The sequence below is a fragment of the Acidobacteriota bacterium genome (assembly GCA_030774055.1).
GTDB lineage: Bacteria > Acidobacteriota > Terriglobia > Terriglobales > Acidobacteriaceae > JACPNR01.
In genome coordinates, this window is record JALYLW010000043.1 from 1 (window position 1) to 19,783 (window position 19,783).

General features: G+C 62.6%; 17 protein-coding genes. 8 read left to right on the plus strand and 9 right to left on the minus strand.

Translation table 11 applies throughout. The features are described from left to right. Window positions 1–12: 12 nt before the first annotated feature. The 3 genes from M3P27_03650 to M3P27_03660 all read left to right on the plus strand — a co-directional run bounded on the left by M3P27_03650 (window position 13) and on the right by M3P27_03660 (window position 1,600). Window positions 13–711 (plus strand): haloacid dehalogenase type II, encoded by a 699-nt coding sequence (locus M3P27_03650; GenBank protein ID MDP9267402.1) that lies wholly within the window; start codon window positions 13–15, stop codon window positions 709–711. A gap of 80 nt (window positions 712–791) precedes the next feature. Then, complete coding sequence (locus tag M3P27_03655; GenBank protein MDP9267403.1) at window positions 792–1,193, plus strand: hypothetical protein; 402 nt, start codon at window positions 792–794, stop codon at window positions 1,191–1,193. Further along, window positions 1,190–1,600, plus strand: a complete 411-nt coding sequence (locus tag M3P27_03660) for a PIN domain-containing protein (protein MDP9267404.1) — start codon at window positions 1,190–1,192, stop codon at window positions 1,598–1,600. The genes M3P27_03655 and M3P27_03660 overlap by 4 nt, the downstream gene beginning before the upstream one ends. A 135-nt stretch (window positions 1,601–1,735) precedes the next feature. Here M3P27_03660 and M3P27_03665 read toward each other — a convergent pair whose 3' ends face one another. Together M3P27_03665 and M3P27_03670 are read right to left on the minus strand one after the other, a co-directional pair. Further along, the gene (locus M3P27_03665; protein MDP9267405.1) at window positions 1,736–2,401 is read right to left on the minus strand and encodes a response regulator transcription factor; all 666 of its coding nucleotides are present in this window, start codon (window positions 2,399–2,401) and stop codon (window positions 1,736–1,738) included. Window positions 2,402–2,433: 32 nt separating this feature from the next. Further along, entirely contained in the window at window positions 2,434–4,056 is a 1,623-nt protein-coding gene (locus M3P27_03670; GenBank protein MDP9267406.1) for a GAF domain-containing sensor histidine kinase, read from the minus strand. Between the two features lie 393 nt (window positions 4,057–4,449). On the opposite strand from M3P27_03670, the gene aroC reads away from it, so the two are divergent. The 4 genes from aroC (at window position 4,450) to rsmB (ending at window position 8,642) form a co-directional block, all read left to right on the plus strand. Further along, complete coding sequence (aroC, locus tag M3P27_03675; GenBank protein ID MDP9267407.1) at window positions 4,450–5,628, plus strand: chorismate synthase; 1,179 nt, start codon at window positions 4,450–4,452, stop codon at window positions 5,626–5,628. Between the two features lie 106 nt (window positions 5,629–5,734). After that, entirely contained in the window at window positions 5,735–6,265 is a 531-nt protein-coding gene (gene def / locus M3P27_03680; GenBank protein MDP9267408.1) for a peptide deformylase, read from the plus strand. Window positions 6,266–6,349: 84 nt separating this feature from the next. Further along, window positions 6,350–7,309, plus strand: a complete 960-nt coding sequence (gene fmt / locus M3P27_03685; GenBank protein MDP9267409.1) for a methionyl-tRNA formyltransferase — start codon at window positions 6,350–6,352, stop codon at window positions 7,307–7,309. A gap of 1 nt (window position 7,310) precedes the next feature. Beyond that, on the plus strand, window positions 7,311–8,642 hold the full coding sequence (rsmB, locus tag M3P27_03690) for a 16S rRNA (cytosine(967)-C(5))-methyltransferase RsmB (GenBank protein MDP9267410.1): 1,332 nt from the start codon (window positions 7,311–7,313) through the stop codon (window positions 8,640–8,642). A 12-nt stretch (window positions 8,643–8,654) separates the two neighbouring features. Here rsmB and M3P27_03695 read toward each other — a convergent pair whose 3' ends face one another. The 3 genes from M3P27_03695 to M3P27_03705 form a co-directional block, all read right to left on the minus strand. After that, a complete protein-coding gene (locus M3P27_03695; GenBank protein ID MDP9267411.1) occupies window positions 8,655–9,359 on the minus strand; it encodes a PASTA domain-containing protein in 705 nt (234 codons plus the stop codon). Between the two features lie 11 nt (window positions 9,360–9,370). Then, entirely contained in the window at window positions 9,371–10,621 is a 1,251-nt protein-coding gene (locus M3P27_03700; protein ID MDP9267412.1) for a D-alanine--D-alanine ligase, read from the minus strand. 141 nt (window positions 10,622–10,762) lie between these two features. Beyond that, the gene (locus M3P27_03705) at window positions 10,763–11,263 is read right to left on the minus strand and encodes a hypothetical protein (GenBank protein ID MDP9267413.1); all 501 of its coding nucleotides are present in this window, start codon (window positions 11,261–11,263) and stop codon (window positions 10,763–10,765) included. 229 nt (window positions 11,264–11,492) lie between these two features. Here M3P27_03705 and M3P27_03710 point away from each other — a divergent pair, with 229 nt between their 5' ends. Next, the gene (locus tag M3P27_03710; GenBank protein ID MDP9267414.1) at window positions 11,493–12,263 is read left to right on the plus strand and encodes a phage Gp37/Gp68 family protein; all 771 of its coding nucleotides are present in this window, start codon (window positions 11,493–11,495) and stop codon (window positions 12,261–12,263) included. A gap of 36 nt (window positions 12,264–12,299) precedes the next feature. Here the strand turns inward: M3P27_03710 and M3P27_03715 are convergent, their stop codons facing one another. The 4 genes from M3P27_03715 to M3P27_03730 all read right to left on the minus strand — a co-directional run bounded on the left by M3P27_03715 (window position 12,300) and on the right by M3P27_03730 (window position 19,714). Then, entirely contained in the window at window positions 12,300–13,391 is a 1,092-nt protein-coding gene (locus tag M3P27_03715; GenBank protein ID MDP9267415.1) for a three-Cys-motif partner protein TcmP, read from the minus strand. Window positions 13,392–13,685: 294 nt separating this feature from the next. Beyond that, window positions 13,686–16,958: a sialidase gene (locus tag M3P27_03720; GenBank protein ID MDP9267416.1), complete on the minus strand. Its 3,273-nt coding sequence runs from the start codon at window positions 16,956–16,958 to the stop codon at window positions 13,686–13,688. A 48-nt stretch (window positions 16,959–17,006) separates the two neighbouring features. Next, window positions 17,007–17,840 carry a hypothetical protein gene (locus M3P27_03725; GenBank protein ID MDP9267417.1) on the minus strand — a complete coding sequence of 278 codons (834 nt, stop codon included), beginning with the start codon at window positions 17,838–17,840 and terminating at the stop codon, window positions 17,007–17,009. A gap of 182 nt (window positions 17,841–18,022) precedes the next feature. Next, on the minus strand, window positions 18,023–19,714 hold the full coding sequence (locus tag M3P27_03730; GenBank protein ID MDP9267418.1) for a hypothetical protein: 1,692 nt from the start codon (window positions 19,712–19,714) through the stop codon (window positions 18,023–18,025). Window positions 19,715–19,783: the final 69 nt, after the last annotated feature.

A 19,783-nucleotide genomic window follows, 5' to 3' on the forward strand; every position in this document is an offset into this window, starting at 1 on the left:
CGCCTTTTCTTTATGTCCCTCGACTTCTCCCAATTCGATGTGCTGACCTTCGATTGCTACGGCACGTTGATCGACTGGGAGACGGGTATCCTGGGCGCGTTGCGTCCACTGCTCGCGAAGCACGGCAAGGAGCTCTCCGACGATGAGTTGCTCGGACTCTATGGTGAGGTCGAGGCGCGGATCGAAGCGGGACCGTATCTGCGCTACCGCGAAGTGTTGCGCCAGGTCGTCCGCGGGATGGGCGAGCGGATAGGGTTCGCTGCCACGGAAGCGGAGATGGATTCCCTGCCTGAGTCGCTCGGCGCGTGGCCTCCATTCCCCGACACGGTCGCGGCGCTCCGCCGGCTGAAATCGCGCTACCGCCTGGCCATCATCTCGAACACCGACGACGATCTCTTCGCCCAGACGGCGAAGCTGCTCGAGGGTGCAGAGGGTGTCCCCTTCGATGCGGTGATCACCGCCCAGCAGGCGGGCAGCTACAAGCCGTCGCTGAACAATTTCCGCGTGGCGCTGGAGCGGCTGGGCGTGGGGAAAGAGAAAGTGCTGCACGTGGCACAGAGCCGGCACCACGACATCGCGCCGGCACGCGAGATGGGGATCAAGAGTGTGCTCGTCACACGCCGTGGACGCGGCGCGGTGTTGGCCAATGATGCGCAGCCTGACTTGGAAGTCCCTGATTTAAAGGCGCTGGCCGACCGCGCCGGAGTGTAGCCTACACTGCAAACCTAATATTATATGTTGTTGTATAATAATACTATAATGCAGACTCTGACTTTGGAGGGTCCTGCCATATGCGAAACCCGAAGGAGCTAACCCGCGCGGAGGTGATCCGTGCTGCCTCCAGGTTCAAGTCGACCCGGAAGATGGGCAAGTGGAGAGTCATCGTGGACGACCGCGAGCTGCCAGCGCGCCCCTTGGTCCTTGAGGCAGCGGGCGTCCCGCCGAATGATCCGACCAACTCGCACCAAGCGGTGGCGATCCTGGAGAGGTTGGGGTTTGAGACGCGTTATGCCCCGCATGAAGGTGCAGTGGTCGAGGCGGACCAGCCCTCGCCGGCGGGGCTGACCGCGCTGGTCGAGGCATTTTCCAGTCTGGCCCGGCTTGTACCCGAGGCAGACTGGAAACGACTTCCATCCGACTTGTCGAAAGAGGTCGACCATTACCTCTATGGGGCGAAGAAGGGCGACCGATGATGCGTGTCTTCGCCGATAGCAGCTACTGGATCGCGCTGCTTGATCCGCGAGATGAACTGCATTCCAAAGCGGTCGCCGTAACCAACAAACTGGGGGCGCCGCGGATCCTGACCACCGAGATGGTGCTGGTGGAGTTGTTAAACAGCTTCAGCGGAGGCGGTCCCGCGGTGCGAGGGGCCGCCACGGGCGCAGTGGAAGGGCTTCGCCGAGACGCGAACGTGATTATCGAGCCCCAAACGCCCGAACAATTCGATCGTGGGTTGCAATATTACGCTCAGGCAAGGGACAAGGACTGGAGCCTGACTGACTGCGTGAGCTTTCAGGTCATGGAGGAGCAAGACATTCGATCCGTTCTCACGCACGATCGACACTTTGAGCAGGCCGGATACGATGCGCTGCTCCGCTGAGCCGCGCCGAAAGCCCGATAGTCAGGAATCATCGAAAACACTGCGCCGGCGCCTAGGCAGTCACTGGGTAGCGCATCACGCGGCGCGAGGCGGCCGCTTCTCCACGCCGAGGAAGGCGCGGACCCACCCCGTTGCTTACCCGTTCACGGGTATCTTGATGATCTTCTTCTGGATGGCGTAGGTCACGAGCTGCGCCTTGTTATGGATATCGAGCTTGCGCATGAGGTTGAACTTATGCGCCTCGATGGTCTTGACGCTCAGGCCGAGCAGCACCGCGATCTCCTTGACGGAATTGCCCTCCGCCAGCAGTTTCAGGATCTCGCGCTCGCGCGGAGTGAGGGTGGACATCCGGGGACGCATCTTGGTATCGCGCACGCGCGCACGGAAGTCTTCGACCAGCTTGCCCAGCACCCGCGATGACAGGTACTTCCCACCTTTGTAAACGTCTTTCACGGCGGTGACGAGCTGCTGCGCGGGCGTATCTTTCAGCACGTAGCCGGCGGCGCCGACCTCGAGGCACTGGATGAGATAGTCTTCGTCCTCGTACATGGTGAGGAAGAGCACCTTGGTCTCGGGACGGTTCTTGCGGATGTGGCGTGCGGCCTCGAATGACGACAGGCCGGGCATGCCGATGTCCATAAGGACGATATCCGGCTTGAGCTCCTGGGCCTTTTCGACGGCTTCGCCGCCATCCGCGGCTTCACCCACGACCTCGAAGTCACTCTCACCCTCGAGCAGCCGGCGCACACCTTGACGGAACAACGTGTGGTCATCCACCAGCAGACACTTGATCTTTGGCATCGCTACGCTTCCCTTTCCCGTGTTGCCCACTGTCAGTGAATGGCGGCGGACGCACCTTGCGCCATGCCGGTTCCGGCCACGACTTCCGTGACCGGTACCGTGACTTCCAGCCGGGTGCCTTTGCCCTTGCCCGACTGCACTCGCACGGTCCCGCCCAGCGAGCCGATACGTTCTTTGATTCCTGCCAGGCCGAAGGAGTGGCCACGGGAACTGCTGCTTCTTCCCGAGAATCCGACCCCGTCATCTTCGACCACCACCCGGACAACCCCAGCGTCCCGACAGATCTGGATATTCACGTTCTTGGCCTGGGCGTGTTTGGCCACGTTGTGCAACGCTTCCTGCACCACGCGGTAGATGGCAGCCTCGACCTCGGGAAACAGCCGGCCGACGCTATCGGGGATGACCACGCGCGCCTTCACCCCAGTATTGCGGGCGAGGTCTTTGGCCTCCTTGCGGATGGCCGCGGTCAGGCCCAGCTCCTGCAAAACCAGAGGCGAAAGCTTGGCGATGATGCGGCGGATACCTTCGATGGTGCGGTCCACGACGGCCAGCGTCTCGCGGATCTTGGTGCGCGGAGTGCGTCCGGTGGTCGCGGCCTCGAGCATGCCGAGATAGAGGCGGATGACCATGAGCCCCTGCCCGGTCTCATCGTGCAATTCGCGGCTGATGCGCTTGCGCTCCTCTTCCTGCACCTGCAGCAAATGGGCGCTGAGCTCAGCGATGCGGCCTTCGCGCTCACGCAGCGCGTCATTGATGCGGGCGCGGTCGAGCGCCAGCGAAGAGCGCTCGGCGATGGCGCGCATGAGCGCACGCTCGGTCGGCAGCCATTCGTAAGGTTTGTCGAAGCCGATGACGAGCGCACCCAAGGTGACGGAATCGAGCCGCAGTGGCACGCCCCAAAACGTTTTGGCCAGGCTGCGCACGTTCTCGAGCAGGATGTTCGCGTCCGCCGAGGTATCGAAGACCAGGATGGGCTCGCCCGTCTCGACCACACGTCCGGCTACGCCTTTGCCGAGGGGGACGGCCATGTCGTCCACGTCGTCGGGAACGCCGGTCGCGGCACGCACGCGCAGCGTCTCGCCGTCGGGATCGAGCAACACGATGGCGCCCAGGTTCGCCCCGAAAGTGGCGGCCGTGATCTTGAGCACGCGCTCGAGCAACGAAGAAACGCCGTCGGCGGAAAGCTCGGCGTCGAGGATGCTGAGCAGCGCGCTCGATTCCATCGTCTTGGCGTCGAAATATGCGCCGGAAACGGCGGTGAAGGTGGCGGCGGCGAGCATCTCGATGGTGCTCGCGGCTTCCTGGCGGCGGTCGCCGAACAAGCTGCGCAGGTAGGGCTCGCAACCCTCGGAATACAACTCGAGCGAGCGCGCGATCACGCGGGTGTCCACGCCGAGCTTTGCCAGCCGGATGCCGAAGTAGTGCAGGTTCTCGAAGAAACCTTCAAAATCGGCGTGGCAGAAGTAGGAGCATCCGGTGGCCAGGTTCAGGCGCTCGAGCGCCATCAGGACGCGGCCGTCGTCGCCGGATTCGGAGGCCACGCGCTGCCGCCATTTCACCGTGATGTCGGGGAAATATGATTCCAGCGCGCGCGCCACGCCTACGATGGCCTCGCACAGGCTTGCTTTCAGCGGAAGGACGGCCGGTATAGACACTTGGGGCACCCTTATTCGGCCCGAGGCGTTTGATGCGAAGGACTTAGTGGCGGCGGTCTCTACTACTTAGTAACGAAGAACACTCGAACTCTTAAGGTTTATTTTGCCACTTTTAGCCTCTAAGGTCTACACCGCAGTTACTTTTTTATAACCTTAGAAGAATCGTGCTAAGAAGTGCCGGAAAAGAGCGCCGCGCGCGGCGGCGCTGCGAGCGCCGGGAGTCGGATGGAGCGCAGCTGCTCTCGCATTCTGCACCCACATTCTGCACCCACATTCTGCACCCACATTCTTGCACCCCCGTAGCGGGGCAGAGCCGGTCGCGAACGCGCTTCAGTTACAATCGTCGATTCATTAGTTCCGATTCCTTGCTTCCGATCCCTTGGTTGCGAAAATATGCTGCGTTTTTTTACTGCGGGAGAGTCGCACGGCGAAGCTCTGGTCGGCACCATCAGCGGCTTGCCGGCAGGCATTCCCCTCGACCAGGCGTTCGTCGACCGCCAGTTGTGGCGGCGGCAGCAGGGCTACGGCCGCGGCGGCCGGATGAAGATCGAGAGCGACCGCGCGCACATCCTCTCGGGCGTGCGCCATGGCAAGACCATCGGGTCGCCGATCGCCATCCTGCTGGAAAACAAGGATTGGAAGAATTGGCAGGAAGTGTTGCCGGTCGATACCGGCGACCAGGCAAAGCATAAGGCGGTGAAGTCGCCGCGTCCGGGACACGCCGACCTGGCGGGCGCGCTGAAGTACGACTTTCCCGACGCGCGCTACGTGCTCGAGCGAGCTTCGGCGCGCGAGTCGGCGGCGCGCACTGCCGTGGGCGCGCTGGCAAAATTATTTCTGCGCGAGCTGGGCATCGAAGTGCTGAGCCACGTGCTCTCCGTGGGCGGCGCGCTCATCACCAACGCCGACGTCCCATGGCAACAGCTAGTCGAACTGGCCAAGAAGGATGACATCCTGCTGAACTGCGCCGATCCGGAGAGTGAGCAGCGAATGAAGGCCGAGGTGGACGCGGTGCTCAAGACCGGCGACACCGTGGGCGGCGTGTTCGAAGTGGTAGCGCATAACGTTCCGCCCGGTTTGGGCACGTATGCGCAGTGGGATGAGCGGCTCGATACGCAGCTTGCCGCAGCGGTAATGTCGCTGCAAGCGGTGAAGGCGGTGGAGATCGGCTCCGGCGTGACGGCCGCGGTCTCGGCCGGCTCGACCGTGCACGACGGTATCCGCTATGAGAAGCAGCGCGCCGGCTTCACTGGTTTCGCGCGCAGCTCCAACCACGCCGGCGGCATCGAGGGCGGCGTGAGTAACGGCGAAGACGTGCTCATCCGCGGCTACCTGAAGCCCATCTCTACGCTGCGGCGTCCGCTGGAGTCGGTGGACTTCGCGACGCGCGAGCCGGTGAAGGCTGCCTACGAGCGCTCCGACGTCTGTGTGGTCCCGGCGGCTGGCGTGGCCGGCGAGGCGATGGTCGCGCTCACGCTGGCGCGCGCCGCGCTGGAAAAGTTCGGCGGCGATTCTATCGGCGAGACGAAGCGGAACTTCGAGGGATATTTGCAGCAGTTGAAGCGGTACTAGGCGGCGAGACCGGCTTTGCGCGTCGAGTCGCTTGCTCCAAGGCGCGATGAGCTGTGCTTAGCGGATACGGGGTTTTGCGCACAGCGCGCCCGCTAAAAGACAAAAGATGACCAAGGCGAAAGTCCATCCCATAGTGCTGTATGGCGACCCGGTGCTGGAGACGCCGGCGGCGGCGGTGACCAAGTTCGATGACGAGTTGAAGAAGCTGGTCGACGATATGTTCGCGTCCATGTATCAAGCCCACGGCGTAGGGTTGGCAGCGCCGCAGATCGGCGTGGCACAGCGCGTTGCGGTGATCGACGTCACTTTCAAGGATGACCCCGCGGCGAAGCTGGTGCTGGTGAATCCCGCGATCGTGAAGACCGAGGGGAAGCAATCAGGCAACGAAGGCTGCCTCTCGTTGCCCGAATTCCGGGAGACGGTCGCCCGGCCCAAGCGCGTGACCGTGCGCGCGCAAGACGTCCACGGCAAGTGGCATGAGCACAGCGGCGAAGACCTGCTGGCGCGCGCCCTCATGCACGAGATCGATCATCTCGACGGCAAGCTGTACATCCGGCACATCTCGGCGTTGAAGCGCGACCTGATGAAGCGCAAGATCAAGAAACTGATGAAAGCCGGCGAGTGGGTCTATCCGTAGCAGACCGTTTCCGGTTTCCAGTTTTCCGTTTCCAGTTGGCACGAGGCGCTCTACAGGCGACACTGGAAACCGGAAACTGGAAACATGAAACTGATTTTCTGCGGCACACCGCAATTCGCCGTTCCCACGCTCAAGCACCTGCTGCGCGCGGGGCACGAGGTGCCGCTGGTCGTCACGCAGCCGGACCGTCCCAAGGGACGCGGCGGCGAACTGGCCGCGCCGCCGGTGAAGCAGGCGGCGGAAAAGCTCGGCCTGGCCATCACCCAGCCGGAAAAGATCAAGCACAACGCCGAGTTTCGCGCGCAGCTCGAAGCGCTCGCACCGCGCGCCATCATCGTGGTGGGCTACGGCCGCATCATCCCGCAGTGGATGATCGACCTGCCGCCGCTCGGCAACCTGAACGTGCACGCGTCGCTGCTGCCGAAGTATCGCGGCGCCGCGCCGATCCAGTGGGCGATCGCCAACGGCGAGACCACCACCGGCGTGACCACGATGCGCATCGACGCCGGGCTCGATACCGGCGACATCCTGCTCCAGGCGGCAACGCCGATCCGCGCGTCGGACACCGCGGTGACCTTCGGCCCGCGACTCGCCGAACTCGGCGCGGCGCTGCTCATCGAGACGCTGCAGCGGCTCGATGCCGGAACGCTCGTTGCCACGCCGCAGAACGACGCGCAGTCATCGCAGGCCCCGATCCTTACAAAGAACGATGGGCTCATTGACTGGCAGCGAACCGCGATCGAGACCTGGAACCGGCTGCGCGGATTCCAGCCCTGGCCGGGCGCCTACACCTCATTTCGCGGAAAAAGCCTGCAGCTCACCGACGCGCGGCCCATGCACGAGTCGAGCACGCTGCAGCCGGGCGAGCTGAGCGCAGCCGGCGGCAAGTTGGTCGTTGGATGCGGCGGCGCGAGCGCGCTCGAAGTGCTCGAGCTGCAACCGGAAGCAAAAAGGAAGATGACGGCCGCCGACTTCATCAACGGATACCGTCTCGCGCAACCCCTCGAGCGATCTACGCAACCGGGCGAACGTTTCGGCGGCTGATATGGCCATCTCCCCCGCACGCACCGCTGCCTTCGACATCCTGCTGCGCGTCGAGACCGAGGACGCATACGCCACGGAGCTGCTGCACTCTACGCTTGTGGGCAAGCTGTCACCGCAGGACCGCGGACTCGCCACCGAGATCGTGATGGGCACGCTGCGCTGGCAGCCGGTGCTCGATGCGATCCTCGAGCGCGCCAGCGACAAAACGCCGGCCAAGCTGGACGCAGAGGTGCGCATCGCGCTACGCATGGCCCTCTATCAGCGGGCGGCCCTTGGGCGCGTGCCGGAGCACGCCATCGTCAACGACGGCGTGGAGCTGGTGAAGCGCGCGCGCAAGCGCTCGGCGGCCGGGTTTGCGAACGCGGTGCTGCGCAAGGCACTGGCCGGTCCAGCACTGGGAGTCGCGGCGTTCGATCCTGAGCAAGCGCATCCCGCGTGGCTGGTCGCGCGCTGGAGTGCGCGGTTCGGCGAGGCACGCGCGCGCGCGATCTGCGCGTACGACCAGCAACACTCTCCGGCAGCCATCCGCGTGGCCGATCCGGCGCTCGTCGCCGAACTTGAACGCGAGGGCGTGGCACTGGCGCCCGGAAGACTGCTTGCCGGCGCGCGCCGCGTGGTGAGCGTGGCTGGTCCGCCGATAACCCAGACGCGCGCGTTCAAGGAAGGCCGAGTGCAGATCCAGGACGAAGCCTCGCAGCTGGTCGCTCTGCTGGTGGGGCGGGTACAGCCTGGCGGCCGCGTGCTCGATTGCTGCGCCGCACCGGGAGGCAAGACGACGGTGATCGCGGCGCGCAATCGGGAAGCAACCATCGTGGCAATCGAGATCCATCCGCAGCGCGCCGAACTCACACGGCAGCGCGTCCGGGCGGCGAACGTGGAGGTGCTCACCGCGGATGCGACGAAGTTGCAGACGCGTGGCGGATTCGACCGCGTGCTCGCCGACGTGCCCTGCTCCGGCACGGGGACGCTGGCGCGCAATCCGGAGATCAAGTGGCGGCTGAAGCCGGAAAAGCTCGTCGAGTTCCACGCCCTCCAAGTCGGACTGCTCAACGCCGCGCTCGACCAGTTGAAGCCCGGCGGAAGGTTGCTCTACTCCACCTGCTCGCTCGAGCGCGAAGAGAATGAAGACGTGGTCGAGGAGGTGCTGCGCGCGCGCAAAGATGTGGAGCTGCTTGATGCGCGCGACGAACTCGCCGCGCTGGCGAAGGAAGGCGAGCTGGCGGAGAATAACGGCGAAATCGATTCCCTGCTGGCGGGAAAGTTTCTGCGCACCTTGCCAGGCGTGCATCCCTGTGACGGGTTCTTTGCGGCGGCGCTGCGGCGCAAGTCTTAGACTTACCACCGGTCATTTTGCTACTTCCACATGGATGGTCGCGCCGGAAGCCACGCGCGTCCCCGGCGCGGGCGATTGCCGGACGACGGCGGAGGGCGGCGTGCCGGGCGCGTCCACCGGCACGCTCACGATCTTCATGCCCACGGCGTCGGCGGCGTCGAAGACGTCGGCGAGTTGCCGGCTGGTGAAGTCGGGCATGATGAACTCCTGCTCGTTCGCGGGCGCGTTGATCAGCAGGTTCACTTTGGGCGAGGTGGCGCTGGCATACGCCATCGGGCTCTGCGCCACGACCTGGTCGGGCGGCGAATCGGGGACGTGCACGATGGCCGCGGTGCCCAGCTCCAACGCGCGGCGCGCGATGTTCATCTCGGCGGCGCGGCGGCTCTGCCCGACCACGTTGGGGATGGTCGCACGCTGCGGCCCCAGGCTCTCGGCGACGCGCACCTTCCATCCCCGGCGCACGTGCGTGCCGGCCGCAGGAACCTGCGTCACGATCTTTCCTTCCGGGACCGCGCTCGAATAAAAGCGGCTCTCCATCTGCAGGATGAGGCCATTCGCATTCGCCAGTCGCTCGGCTTCGTCGGGACCTAGTCCGACCAGCTTGGGGACCACCGTCTCACTGCGATGGATGGCGAGGCGCATCGCGGTGAGCATGCTGAGCATGCCGACCATGACGAGCACGAGCGCGAGCACGAACAATCTGAAGATGCGCTTCATCTCTTATCGTTTCATCTTGAGTACAGATTCTTCTTCTTGTCGGCGTGGCGATCGAGCGCGAGCTGGATCAGCCGATCGATAAGCTTGGTATACGGCAGGCCGCTCGCCTCCCACAACTTGGGATACATGCTGATGGAGGTGAATCCGGGCATGGTGTTGATCTCGTTGACATAGATCTTCCCCGGCTTTTTTTCGGAACCAGCCTCCATCAGGAAATCCACGCGCGCGAGCCCGAGACAATCGACGGCCTGGAAGGCGCGCACCGCGAGCTGCCGTACTTCCTTCATCTTTGCCGCCGAGAGTTTGGCGGGAATGACGAGCTGCGAACCTTCGTCGAGATACTTCGCCGCATAGTCATAGAACTCGGCGCCGGGAACGATCTCGCCGGCTACGGAGGCTTCGGGCGCGTCGTTGCCCAAGACGGAGACCTCGATCTCGCGGGCTTTATTCGTAACCCCATTCTTCCCGCCGACCCCGCCAACGCCCTGCTCCACGATGATCTTGCGGTCGTAGCCGGCAGCGAGCTCCATGGCGTCTTTCAGTTCCTTGCGCTGGCGGACTTTGGATATCCCGACCGACGAACCGAGGTTCGCCGGCTTCACGAAGAGCGGATACCGCAGCGCCTTCTCGATCTTCTTAGTCACGTCCTTCGGGTCGCGCTCCCATTCACCGCGCAGGATGGTGAGGTGCTTCACGATGGGCAAGCCAGCTTGGACGAAGAGCTTCTTCATCACGTCTTTGTCCATGCCGCAGGCGGAACCGAGGACGCCGGCGCCGACGTATGCGATGTCGGCAAGCTCGAGCAAGCCTTGCACGGTGCCGTCTTCACCGAACGTCCCATGCAGCACGGGAAAGATGACGTCCACTTCGATGGCTTGTAGCGCCGGCGTCTCGCCGGCTGCAGCGCGGGCATCTTGCCCACGCTCGCCACCCTGACTCTGAAACGCCCTCAGCCTCTGCGAATCGCTCGCCGTCGGCACCGGCGGCACGATGATCTCGTTGCCACGGGCAAGCACGGCGGCGGGGATCGTCTTGCCGGGATCGCCGGCGCGCAGCGTGGTGGGCAATGACGGCGGCTCGCCCTTCAGTAAGGCTTCCGCGCCTTGCGAGGTGAGCCAGCGGCCGTCTTTGGCGATGCCGATGGGGACGACCTCGAACTTCTCGCGGTCCATCGCCTTCATCACGGAAGCGGCGGAGAGCAGCGAGACCTCGTGCTCTCCGGAACGTCCGCCGAATAAGACACCTACTCTGAGCTTCTTCACAAACCCTTTTTACCACGGAGATGACTTCGCCGCAGATGAACGCGGATTGGAAGGATCAAAACCCACCCCAGAGGCACGGGGACACGGGCCGGAAAAGCTTGAAACGCAGAGAGCGCGAAGATGTGCAGAGGGCGCAGAGGGTCAATCTCCGTGGGCCTCCGATTCCGCGTGGTGAGATGAGGCCACGGGCTTCCTGGCGGGCGAGTCGGCCGCGTCGACACGAGAAAGGGCGTCAGCGGCGTCGTCTTGTGCGAAGGGGTCGGTGGTGGAGGATTTGAGTTGGGGATCGAAGTTGACGTGGCGGAGGTTGTGGCTGGCGGTCTGGAGGGCGTAGAGCATCTGCTTGATGGCGGGGATGTTGGCCTGGCCGTCGCGAAAGGCCTCTTTGCGGAGACGTCCGACGATGTACATGAGGGCGAACTGGACGCCGTTGCCGTCCTCGAGCGGAGGCAGGACGTCGTCGGCAGCGCAGTTGAGCCACTTATCGTGGAAGTAGCAGAGGACGTTGCCGCGGAGGGCGGGGGAGCCGCAGCGGAGTCCGTTGGACTTGATGTGGCAGCAGCGCGGGGCGCGGTGAGCGAGCGGGATGTGCTGGCGGCTGCGGCTGGCAGCGGCGTGCGTCTCTGAACGGGTGTCTGGCATATCGGGAGCCCCCTCCTGCGGGGTGGTGTAATGGAATCAGCGAGTTAGGCTCCGAAATCTCGGTCGATCTCGGTTCGAATCTCGGTTGCGTTCGCGGTTCCACTGTATTGCTTATTGATATACATACATGGGGTGTATTTCCATCAATAGCGCAGGAGGGGGAGGGATGTCAAGAGTTATTTTCGTCTTTTATTCGCTACGCTGTCGTGCTATGGTTAGCACGACAAAAGTGGCAGACCACAGCAAAATCGAGTGGACAGACGCGACGTGGAACCCTGTAAGGGGTTGTAAGAAAATCAGTCCCGGATGTACCCACTGCTATGCCGAAACGTTTGCGGAGCGGTTTCGAGGCGTAAAGGGTCACCCTTACGCCGAGGGCTTTACTCCACGATTGGTGCCGGACAAACTCTTTGAGCCCTTTCGGTGGCGAGCTCCGAGGATGATCTTTGTTAATTCAATGAGCGATCTCTTCCAGGACGCCGTACCAGATGAATACACCTGGAAAGTTTCGTGGGTGATGACTCGTGCGGCATGGCACACCTACCAGGTTCTGACAAAGCGCTCCAACCGAATGCGGGGGTTCCTGACCCGTAACCTAGTATTCGCTCAGGCAGATAACATCTGGTGGGGCGTGAGTGTGGAAAACAAGAAACATGGCATGCCGCGAATCAAGGACCTGCAAGAGAGCCCGGCAAAGGTGAGGTTCCTATCAATTGAGCCTCTCCTTGAAGATCTTGGGCGCATAGATCTGACCGGCATTTCCTGGGTCATCGTCGGCGGCGAGAGCGGCCCCGGCGCTCGGCCCATTCAGCGGAGCTGGGTGCTGTCCCTTCGTGACCAATGCGTCGATGCGGGCGTCCCATTCTTCTTCAAGCAGTGGGGTGGGGTTCAGAAGGCAAAGAATGGACGCCTGCTGGATGGCAGAACGTATGACGAACTTCCAGCGCTCGGGAGCGGTTTACTCGCTACTAAGTCTGGACGGCAAGTCGTTCACGGATAGTCTTCTCGTTGGACGACTGCCCTCTCTCGCGCGAACCTACAGGAACCGAACTGTGGTACCTGTGGGGAAGGTTCCTCGCTTGCGTTTCGGAGGCGCACTTACCACCTGAAGCTTGCCTTCGGCCTCCAGCGGTTTGAGTATCTTGGTTTTGTAGTGAGTGCCAAGGAACAGAGTCTCTGCGACGACAAATTCGTGTATCTGCTCAATCGTCGCTTGCTGTTCTCGAAACCTACCGACGATCAAGTCCCTGAGCTGATTGAAGTCGGGATTGTCCGCAAACAGACTCTGAAGACCGCGAGCGTCGGTGTAGTCGGAGAAACTGTATTCGCCCGTGCTATCCGCTCTCCACATGGCTTCCTTCATCTTTTCAAGCCCACGAAGGCTATTCGACGCAAAGAACAAGAAGTAGTCCGTCGCATTTCCCTTATTGACCATCTCGAATGAACGAACGTACTTAGCGACCTTGCGGAGTTGTGCCAGATAAAGGTCGTGGAGAAATTTCCTTCGATCACCCGGAGGCATTGCGAGTGCTTTTCGCCATTCGTCGGTTCCAAAGAGCTTGTCATAGTTCCTCGGCTGTTCGGGAAGAGCCAAGAACCTGTTGATCTCCTCGAACATGAAGTTGATTAACACGTCACATCTTGGGTTCTGAAGTAGCTTGGCGATGGTTTCGTATGGCGTGTGCGAAAACCCGAATGGATCAACAAAGACCAACGCGGGGGCTAACTTCTTCTTGTTCTGTGCAAGCTCCGTGAGGTTTTTCGTAATCTCTTCATCGAAGGATCCTTCGATGCAGTCGTACTTGAAGTTCCCGGGAAGGCTCGGTTTCATCTCCTTCAGTACCTGGCGCAGATGCTCGCAGCGATCCTTGTCTTTTTCAATGAAAAGGAAAAGGACCTCCGCCTTGACCTTGTAACGGTGCTGTATCGCGGCCTTCAGTACCACGACGGGAGAGCCGTCTTCTCCCCCCTCATACCTGCCCGGACCCGCAAATCCATCGATGAAGAGGATTCTCCCGTTCCAAGTTCCCATAATCGGGAGCCACGCCTCCCAATAACGGCGCAGAATCTCGTGCTTCTTGACGGTGTGGGCATCGATCTTCCAGATGGTTGGCAGTTGTTTTCCCATGGAAACTCCGTCTAAGGTTCTCCATTCCGTGTGTAAGCGGTTGAGATTGAACCACGCCGAGCGACACTGAGCACAAGAAATTGTGCGGTGTTCTGGATTCAGAACAGGCGCTCCGGCTCCGCCTGCGCGCGAACCTGCGACAGAAGGGAATGGATCCTTTTCGTTTCTTTACGCGGGGCGCTTCGCGCCCCCAACTGAAGCTGGGGGTCTACCGAGCCCCGCTCTTCCACCGATAAGCCGGCAGCAAAAGAATCGGCGGAGCCGAAGCTCCGCCGATCCAGTTACGCGAAAAGGTCAGTCGCGGTCGAAGCGGGCGTCGTCTTGGCCTTCGGTCGCGGATCCATCGTTCGCGGAGTGCGCGGAATGACGGGACTGCATGCCCGAGCCGCCACCGCCGCCCGAACTTTCCTGCGCCTGCCAGTCTGGCTCGGAGAGGATCTTGATGGGCGGCAGGTTCTTCCCGGCGAGGCCTTTGTTCACCGCGCCGAGCTGCTTGTTGGTGGTGTCGTTGAACTGCTTGACCACGTCGTCGAGCTCGCGCTGGAGCGCTTCGGTGCGCGCTACCTGCGAGTCGGTGGGACGTCCGTCGTACTGGTTCACATCGCCGTAGAGTCCGCCGAGGTACTCGCGCAAGCGTTCCTCACCGGTGATGGCGCCGCCTTCCTTGGTGGCGACGAGCTTGCCGCGGATGACGTCTTCGGAAGCGGCCAAGGCCATAAGCTGCCTGCGCAGCGGGTCATTATTCCCGAGCTTGGACGCCGCCTGCTGCGCCTGGTCGCGCACGCTGACGATGGCGGCCACCGCCCAGGACATGTGATTCAGCATGCCGCTGAGCCGGTTGACGAGTGCGAACTGCACCTTGCGGTCTTCGACGGTGTACTTCGCGCGCGGATCAAGCACAGCCTCGAGCGTGGTGGTGTAAGTCTGGTCGCCCTTGGTCATGCGGACGGTGTAGGTGCCGGGAAGGACGCGCGGTCCCACGCTGGCGCCGAACATCGCGCTCGCTGCCGGCGGGACGGTGGGAGGTTTGAGCCGCATCGACCACTTCGCGCGGTTGACGCCGCGACGCTTGCTCGGCGAAACGGTATCCACCAGCTTGCCCTGGGCATCGAGGATCTCGATCTTCAGGTCGCCGAAGATGTGGCGGCTGCGCTGATAGAACGGGATTCCGGCGGCTTCAGAGCGTCCTGGACCCTCGAAGGAGTTGGCGCCCTCGGGCCATCCGCCGTTCGCGTTGACGTACTGGATGACGGGCTGGCCGGGCAAGAACTCCGCCTGTTTCTGCATGGTCTCAGGGGTGAGCGCGCGCCAGGGCGAGATGTTGTCGATGATCCAGATGCCGCGCCCGTGAGTTCCGAGGACGAGGTCGGAAGTCCGCGGGTGCACCACCAGATCGCGCACCGCGACCGCGGGGAAGTTCGAGCCTTTGTACTGCGCCCAGTGCGCGCCGCCATCGATGGAGACCCACAATCCGAACTCAGTACCGAGGAAGAGCAGGTTGGCGGCTTTCGTATCCTGCTTGATGACGTGCGCGTATCCGCGAACGCCACTGCCGGCAAGGTCGAACAACTGCCACGACTTACCGCTGTCAGTGGTCTTCGCCGCGTAGGGGTTCATGTCGCCTTGCATGTGGCCATCGAAGGTGGCGAAGGCGGTTCCGTCATCGAAGGGACTGGCCTCGACCCAGGAAGTGATAGGCGTCTTCGTGTTCACGCCCTGCACGTTGGCGGTGACGTTGGTCCAGCTCTTGCCGCCGTCGCGCGTGACTTGCACGTTGCCATCGTCGGTGCCGACCCAGATGACCTGCGCGTCTTTGGGCGATTCGGAGATGGAGTAGACGGTGGTGTTCATCTCGGCGGCGGAGTTATCCACGGTGACGCCGCCGGACTCTTCCTGTTTCTGCTTTTCAGGATTGTTGGTGGAGAGATCGGGCGAGATGCGCTGCCACGAATGACCGTGGTCGGTGGAGCGGAAGAGGAACTGGCAGCCGTAATACAGCGTGTTCTTGCCGTTCGGGCTGACCATGATGGGCGTGTTCCAGTTGCAGCGCAGCTTCTTCTCCCCGTAGTTGGGATACGGCTTGATGAAGCGCGCTTCGAGTGTGTGGCGATTGACGCGGCCGATCTCGCCGCCTTGTGACTCGGCATAGATGTAGTCCGGGTCGGAGGGGTCTTCCCACATCCAGAAGCCGTCGCCGCCGTAGAGATTCTCCCAGCGCGAGTTGGTGATGCCGCCGGGGTACGACGAATCGCCGACCCACGAGCTGTTGTCCTGCAAGCCGCCGTAGACGTGGTAGGGATCGGCGTTGTCCACGCTCACGTGGTAGAACTGCGAGAGTGGCAGGTTGACCATGTGCTCCCAGCGGTTGCCGCCATCGAGCGAGCGCCACAAGCCGCCATCGTCACCGGTGAAGATGAGGTTGGTATTGGTGGGATCGATCCAGACATCGTGGAAATCGCCGTGCGCCTGGCGCGAGACCGCGCCAAAGCTCTTGCCGCCGTCGGTGGAGAGCAGGAGCGGGCCATCCACCTTGAATACTTTGTTCTCGTTGACGGGATCCACGATGAGGTTGGCGAAGTAGAACGGGCGCCAGACCATGTAGCTCGATGCATCACCCTTGGTCCAGGTCTTGCCACCATCGTCGGAGCGATAGAGTGAGCTCTTCTTCGACTCGATCATGGCGTAGACCGTGTTCGGCTTGCCGGGCGCCATGGTGATGGCGATGCGTCCGTAAGGTTTCTCGGGCATGCCGCCGCCGATGATCTCGGTCCAATGCTCGCCATTGTCGGTGGACTTGAAAAGACCGCTGCCCGGGCCGCCGGAGCGGAAGGTCCAAGCCTGGCGGCGGAAGTCCCACATGCCGGCGTAGAGCGTGCCGGGCTGGTTGGGCGTGGAGGTGATCATGCCGCAGCCGGTCGAGGCATTCGCGCCGGCCAGCACCTTGCGCCAGTTCTTGCCGGCGTCGGTGGATTTGTAGACGCCACGCGCGTCGCTATCGCTCCACAACGCGCCGACGGCGCAGGCGAAGACGGTGTTCGAATCTTTTGGATCTACGATGATCTTGGCGATGCGCTCGCTGTCTTTCAGCCCGATGTTGGTCCAGTTCTCGCCGCCGTCGGTGGATTTGTAGATACCGTCACCGATGGAGACGCTGTTGCGCGTCCAGGGCTCGCCGGTGCCCACGTAGATGGTCTTGTGGTTTGCGGGATCGATGGCGATGGCGCCGATGGACTGCACGCTCTGGTCATCAAAGACAGGGCGGAAGCTCGAGCCGCCATCCACCGACTTCCAAACGCCGCCCGAGGCCGCGCCGATGTAGACGGTGATGCGTCCTTTTTCGTCGACGGCGCTGAGCGCGGCGATGCGGCCGCTCATCATGGCGGAGCCGATGTTGCGCGCCGACAGGCCGGAGATGGTCGCGGCGTCATACTTCACCGGCGCCGGCGTTGCGCTGGCATTTTCCTGCGCCCACGCGCCGAGCGGCATCGCTACCATCGCGAACATCGCGAACATCGCGAACATCGCCACCGTTGCTGCAAAGCCTTTGCGATTCCGAGTCATCGTCATGTTCCTTTCAAGATGTGATGGAGCGAGAGCCCAAGCGGACCGGTAGCGCTACTGCTGCGGCGGCTTCGTGCTGGCCGGCTTGACTTCCTTTGGAGGCTTCGGTTTCTGCGTCTTGGGATCGGTGCCCGCCTGCGGACCAAGCGCGGGTGGGGTGGCCGGCGTGGCCGGCATCTTGAACATGTGGTCCTCGAGCGGGACGTTCGCTTCCATGGTGGCGATGGTGACGGTGGCCGCGTTGGCAAGATCCCGGCGGCGTCCGCTGGTGATCACGAACGGCATGTAGACACCGCTCACTTGCTTGTAAGAACCGAACTCGGTGACCGTCTCGCGCACGCTGCCGCGAACGAACTGCTGGCGCTCGGTGCGGAATTCGAGGAAGGTATCGGGATCGAGGTAGTAGTAATAGACGTCGCCATTCTTGAGCGTGACCTTGAGCTTGTAGGCGTCGTCGCCATCGACGGTGGCATGGCCCAGATACTCGATGGTCTCGCCCTTGGCTTTGGCGTCGACCAGCGGCCCGTAGAAGTCGGCGTCTTCCGTGATGTCGCGCATGTCGTCTTCACCAAGCATCTCGGCGTCGCGACGGCCTTGGAAAGGATTGATCTGCCAGCCGGTGGCGCCGTCGTAAGCCTGCACCTGGGTCATGCCCTGGAGCGAGAATGACTGCCGCAGCTGGTTCGGCGCCTTCGCTTCCAGGCTGACCTGCGCGGTGAAGCCATCACCTTCCTGATAGCGCCCGGCCTGGCGCAACGTCTTGATGGCCTTGATCTTCTCTTCTCCACCCTTCGCGGCCAGGTTCTTCGCCACCAACTCTTCGGCGGTCTGGGCCATTCCCAACACGGACAGGAACAGGACGCTCACAACCCACGGCGTGCGACGCATGTATGGCTCCTTGATGTCAGATTGCAGATTTCAGATTTCAGATTTCAGATTGATGATTGCAGGATAGTTGTAGGCCGCGTTCGGGCGATTCTGCAATCTGCAATCTAAAATCTGCAATTCCTGCTAAAGGTAATGAAGACTACGAGACAAAGATATCCACCACCCTTAGACCGCCTCGAGGATCAGAGGTCACCTTCGGCCAGCGGCTTCTCTGCCTTGCTCCAGGCGGTTTTGTATTCTGTCATAACGAATCCGGAATCGTAGTCGCGGCCCTCGCCCTTGAGCGCCAGCGCCAGGCCGTAGAGCGAACGGCCGCTGCGGCGGTTGCGCACCAGGTCGTCGCGAAATACCTGCTCGGCTTCCTTATATTGCTTGGCACGCAACAGCGCGGCGCCCAGCGACTCGCGCACGGAATAGTACCAGTCGGGCGGCTCGGCGTAGGCCACCTTGTCGTATTCGGTGACGGCGTTGCGCCAGGCGTCGATGACCTTGGCATCCGCCTTGCCGCCGGCCTTGGCTTCCTGGGCTTCAATGATGCGCGCCGCGAGCACAGCGGCGGCTACGTTCACCACCGCCACGGCGGTGTTCCCCACCGGGCTCACGATCATGTCAGCCGGAATCGGCTTGCCGGCCGCGACGAGCGCGGCACGTTCCTTCTGCGCGCCGGCAGCGTCTCCGTTAGCGGCGAGGGCGACGCCGCGGGCGTAGTGCCACATCACGGTTTGGAAATGGTGGCCGGCGGGCGGCTGCGGCAGGTTCATGATGTCTGCCCAGCGATGGAAGCGCGCGAGCACGAAGTAGCGCGTGGGCATGAAGCCCTCGAGCATGGGGACGTCTTTGAGGTGCGGGGCGACGTTGTGCTCCAACCGCTGGGTGGAACGCATGGCGTCGGCGTAGCGGCCGGCGGCCCCGTAGGCGGCGGCGAGGAAGTGCAGGTTGTGGCTGTAGTACATCAGCGGGTAGATGCCCTGAAGGTGCGCGCTCGCGATGTATGCCTCGTCGGCGCGGGCCGCCTTCTCGTTCGCAATCTCGGCGCTCTCGAAATCGCCGGTGCGGATGTAGATGTGCGCCGGCATATGGACAATGTGTCCGGAGATGGGAGCGAGCGCGCCGAGATGGTCGGCGCTGGCGAGCGCGCGCTCGGGGGACTGCGAAGCCTCGACCGCGTGGATGTAGAAGTGCATCGCACCGAGGTGTTTGGGATCGCGGCGCAGCACGGACTCGAGCGTGGCCACGATCTCTTCGGTGCCGGGCGCGGGAGAGCCGTCGGGCTGCCACAGCTTCCACGGACGCAGGTTCATCATGCTCTCGGCGAAGAGCGTGGCAGCGTCGAGGTCCTCGGGATAGGCCTTCACCAGGTCGCGCATCGCGTTGGAGTAATCGATATCGAGCTGGTGCAGGTTCGCGTTCTTGTCGTTGGTGATGCGCTTGGAGAGCGCGGCGATATACGCGCGCTCCGCCGGCGTGGCCTTCGCGGCGAGAGACTCGGCTTTGCCGATGGCTTCATAGGCGATCTGCTCACGCTCCCAATCCACCGGCACGTTGTAGTTCGGGCCGACGGCGTAAGCGATGCCCCAGTAAGCCATCGCCATGTTGGGATCGAGCGCGGCGGCGCGCTGGAATGATTTGAGGGCCTCGGCGTGGTCGAAACCGTAGACCAGGTTCAGTCCCTGATCGAAGTACTTCTGTGCCTCCGGGCTGGAGGTGGTGACGGGATGGTGCATCGTACCGAGGCCGGGTTGGAGGGTGACGTCATTCGCCGATTTCTTTGCCGGAGCGGCGGCGGCGTGGTGCATCTGGGCGTTTACCTGGACGACGACAGGCACCGAAGCAAGGAAGATTGCCGTAACGATGAAGAGCAGGGGTTTGCGCATTGATACCTCCAAAGGATGGTGGTACAGGAGGGTCGTTAGGGTGCGGAAAAGTGTAAATCAGAGGTGCAG

Excerpts from the sequence above, each read along its gene's own strand:
- M3P27_03720 (MDP9267416.1), bottom strand. The coding sequence starts at position 16,958 with ATGACGATGACTCGGAATCGCAAAGGCTTTGCAGCAACGGTGGCGATG.
- M3P27_03665 (MDP9267405.1), bottom strand. The coding sequence starts at position 2,401 with ATGCCAAAGATCAAGTGTCTGCTGGTGGATGACCACACGTTGTTCCGT.
- M3P27_03705 (MDP9267413.1), bottom strand. The coding sequence starts at position 11,263 with ATGCCAGACACCCGTTCAGAGACGCACGCCGCTGCCAGCCGCAGCCGC.
- aroC (MDP9267407.1), top strand. The coding sequence starts at position 4,450 with ATGCTGCGTTTTTTTACTGCGGGAGAGTCGCACGGCGAAGCTCTGGTC.
- def (MDP9267408.1), top strand. The coding sequence starts at position 5,735 with ATGACCAAGGCGAAAGTCCATCCCATAGTGCTGTATGGCGACCCGGTG.
- M3P27_03730 (MDP9267418.1), bottom strand. The coding sequence starts at position 19,714 with ATGCGCAAACCCCTGCTCTTCATCGTTACGGCAATCTTCCTTGCTTCG.
- M3P27_03695 (MDP9267411.1), bottom strand. The coding sequence starts at position 9,359 with ATGAAGCGCATCTTCAGATTGTTCGTGCTCGCGCTCGTGCTCGTCATG.
- M3P27_03660 (MDP9267404.1), top strand. The coding sequence starts at position 1,190 with ATGATGCGTGTCTTCGCCGATAGCAGCTACTGGATCGCGCTGCTTGAT.
- rsmB (MDP9267410.1), top strand. The coding sequence starts at position 7,311 with ATGGCCATCTCCCCCGCACGCACCGCTGCCTTCGACATCCTGCTGCGC.
- fmt (MDP9267409.1), top strand. The coding sequence starts at position 6,350 with ATGAAACTGATTTTCTGCGGCACACCGCAATTCGCCGTTCCCACGCTC.
- M3P27_03715 (MDP9267415.1), bottom strand. The coding sequence starts at position 13,391 with ATGGGAAAACAACTGCCAACCATCTGGAAGATCGATGCCCACACCGTC.
- M3P27_03655 (MDP9267403.1), top strand. The coding sequence starts at position 792 with ATGCGAAACCCGAAGGAGCTAACCCGCGCGGAGGTGATCCGTGCTGCC.
- M3P27_03725 (MDP9267417.1), bottom strand. The coding sequence starts at position 17,840 with ATGCGTCGCACGCCGTGGGTTGTGAGCGTCCTGTTCCTGTCCGTGTTG.
- M3P27_03650 (MDP9267402.1), top strand. The coding sequence starts at position 13 with ATGTCCCTCGACTTCTCCCAATTCGATGTGCTGACCTTCGATTGCTAC.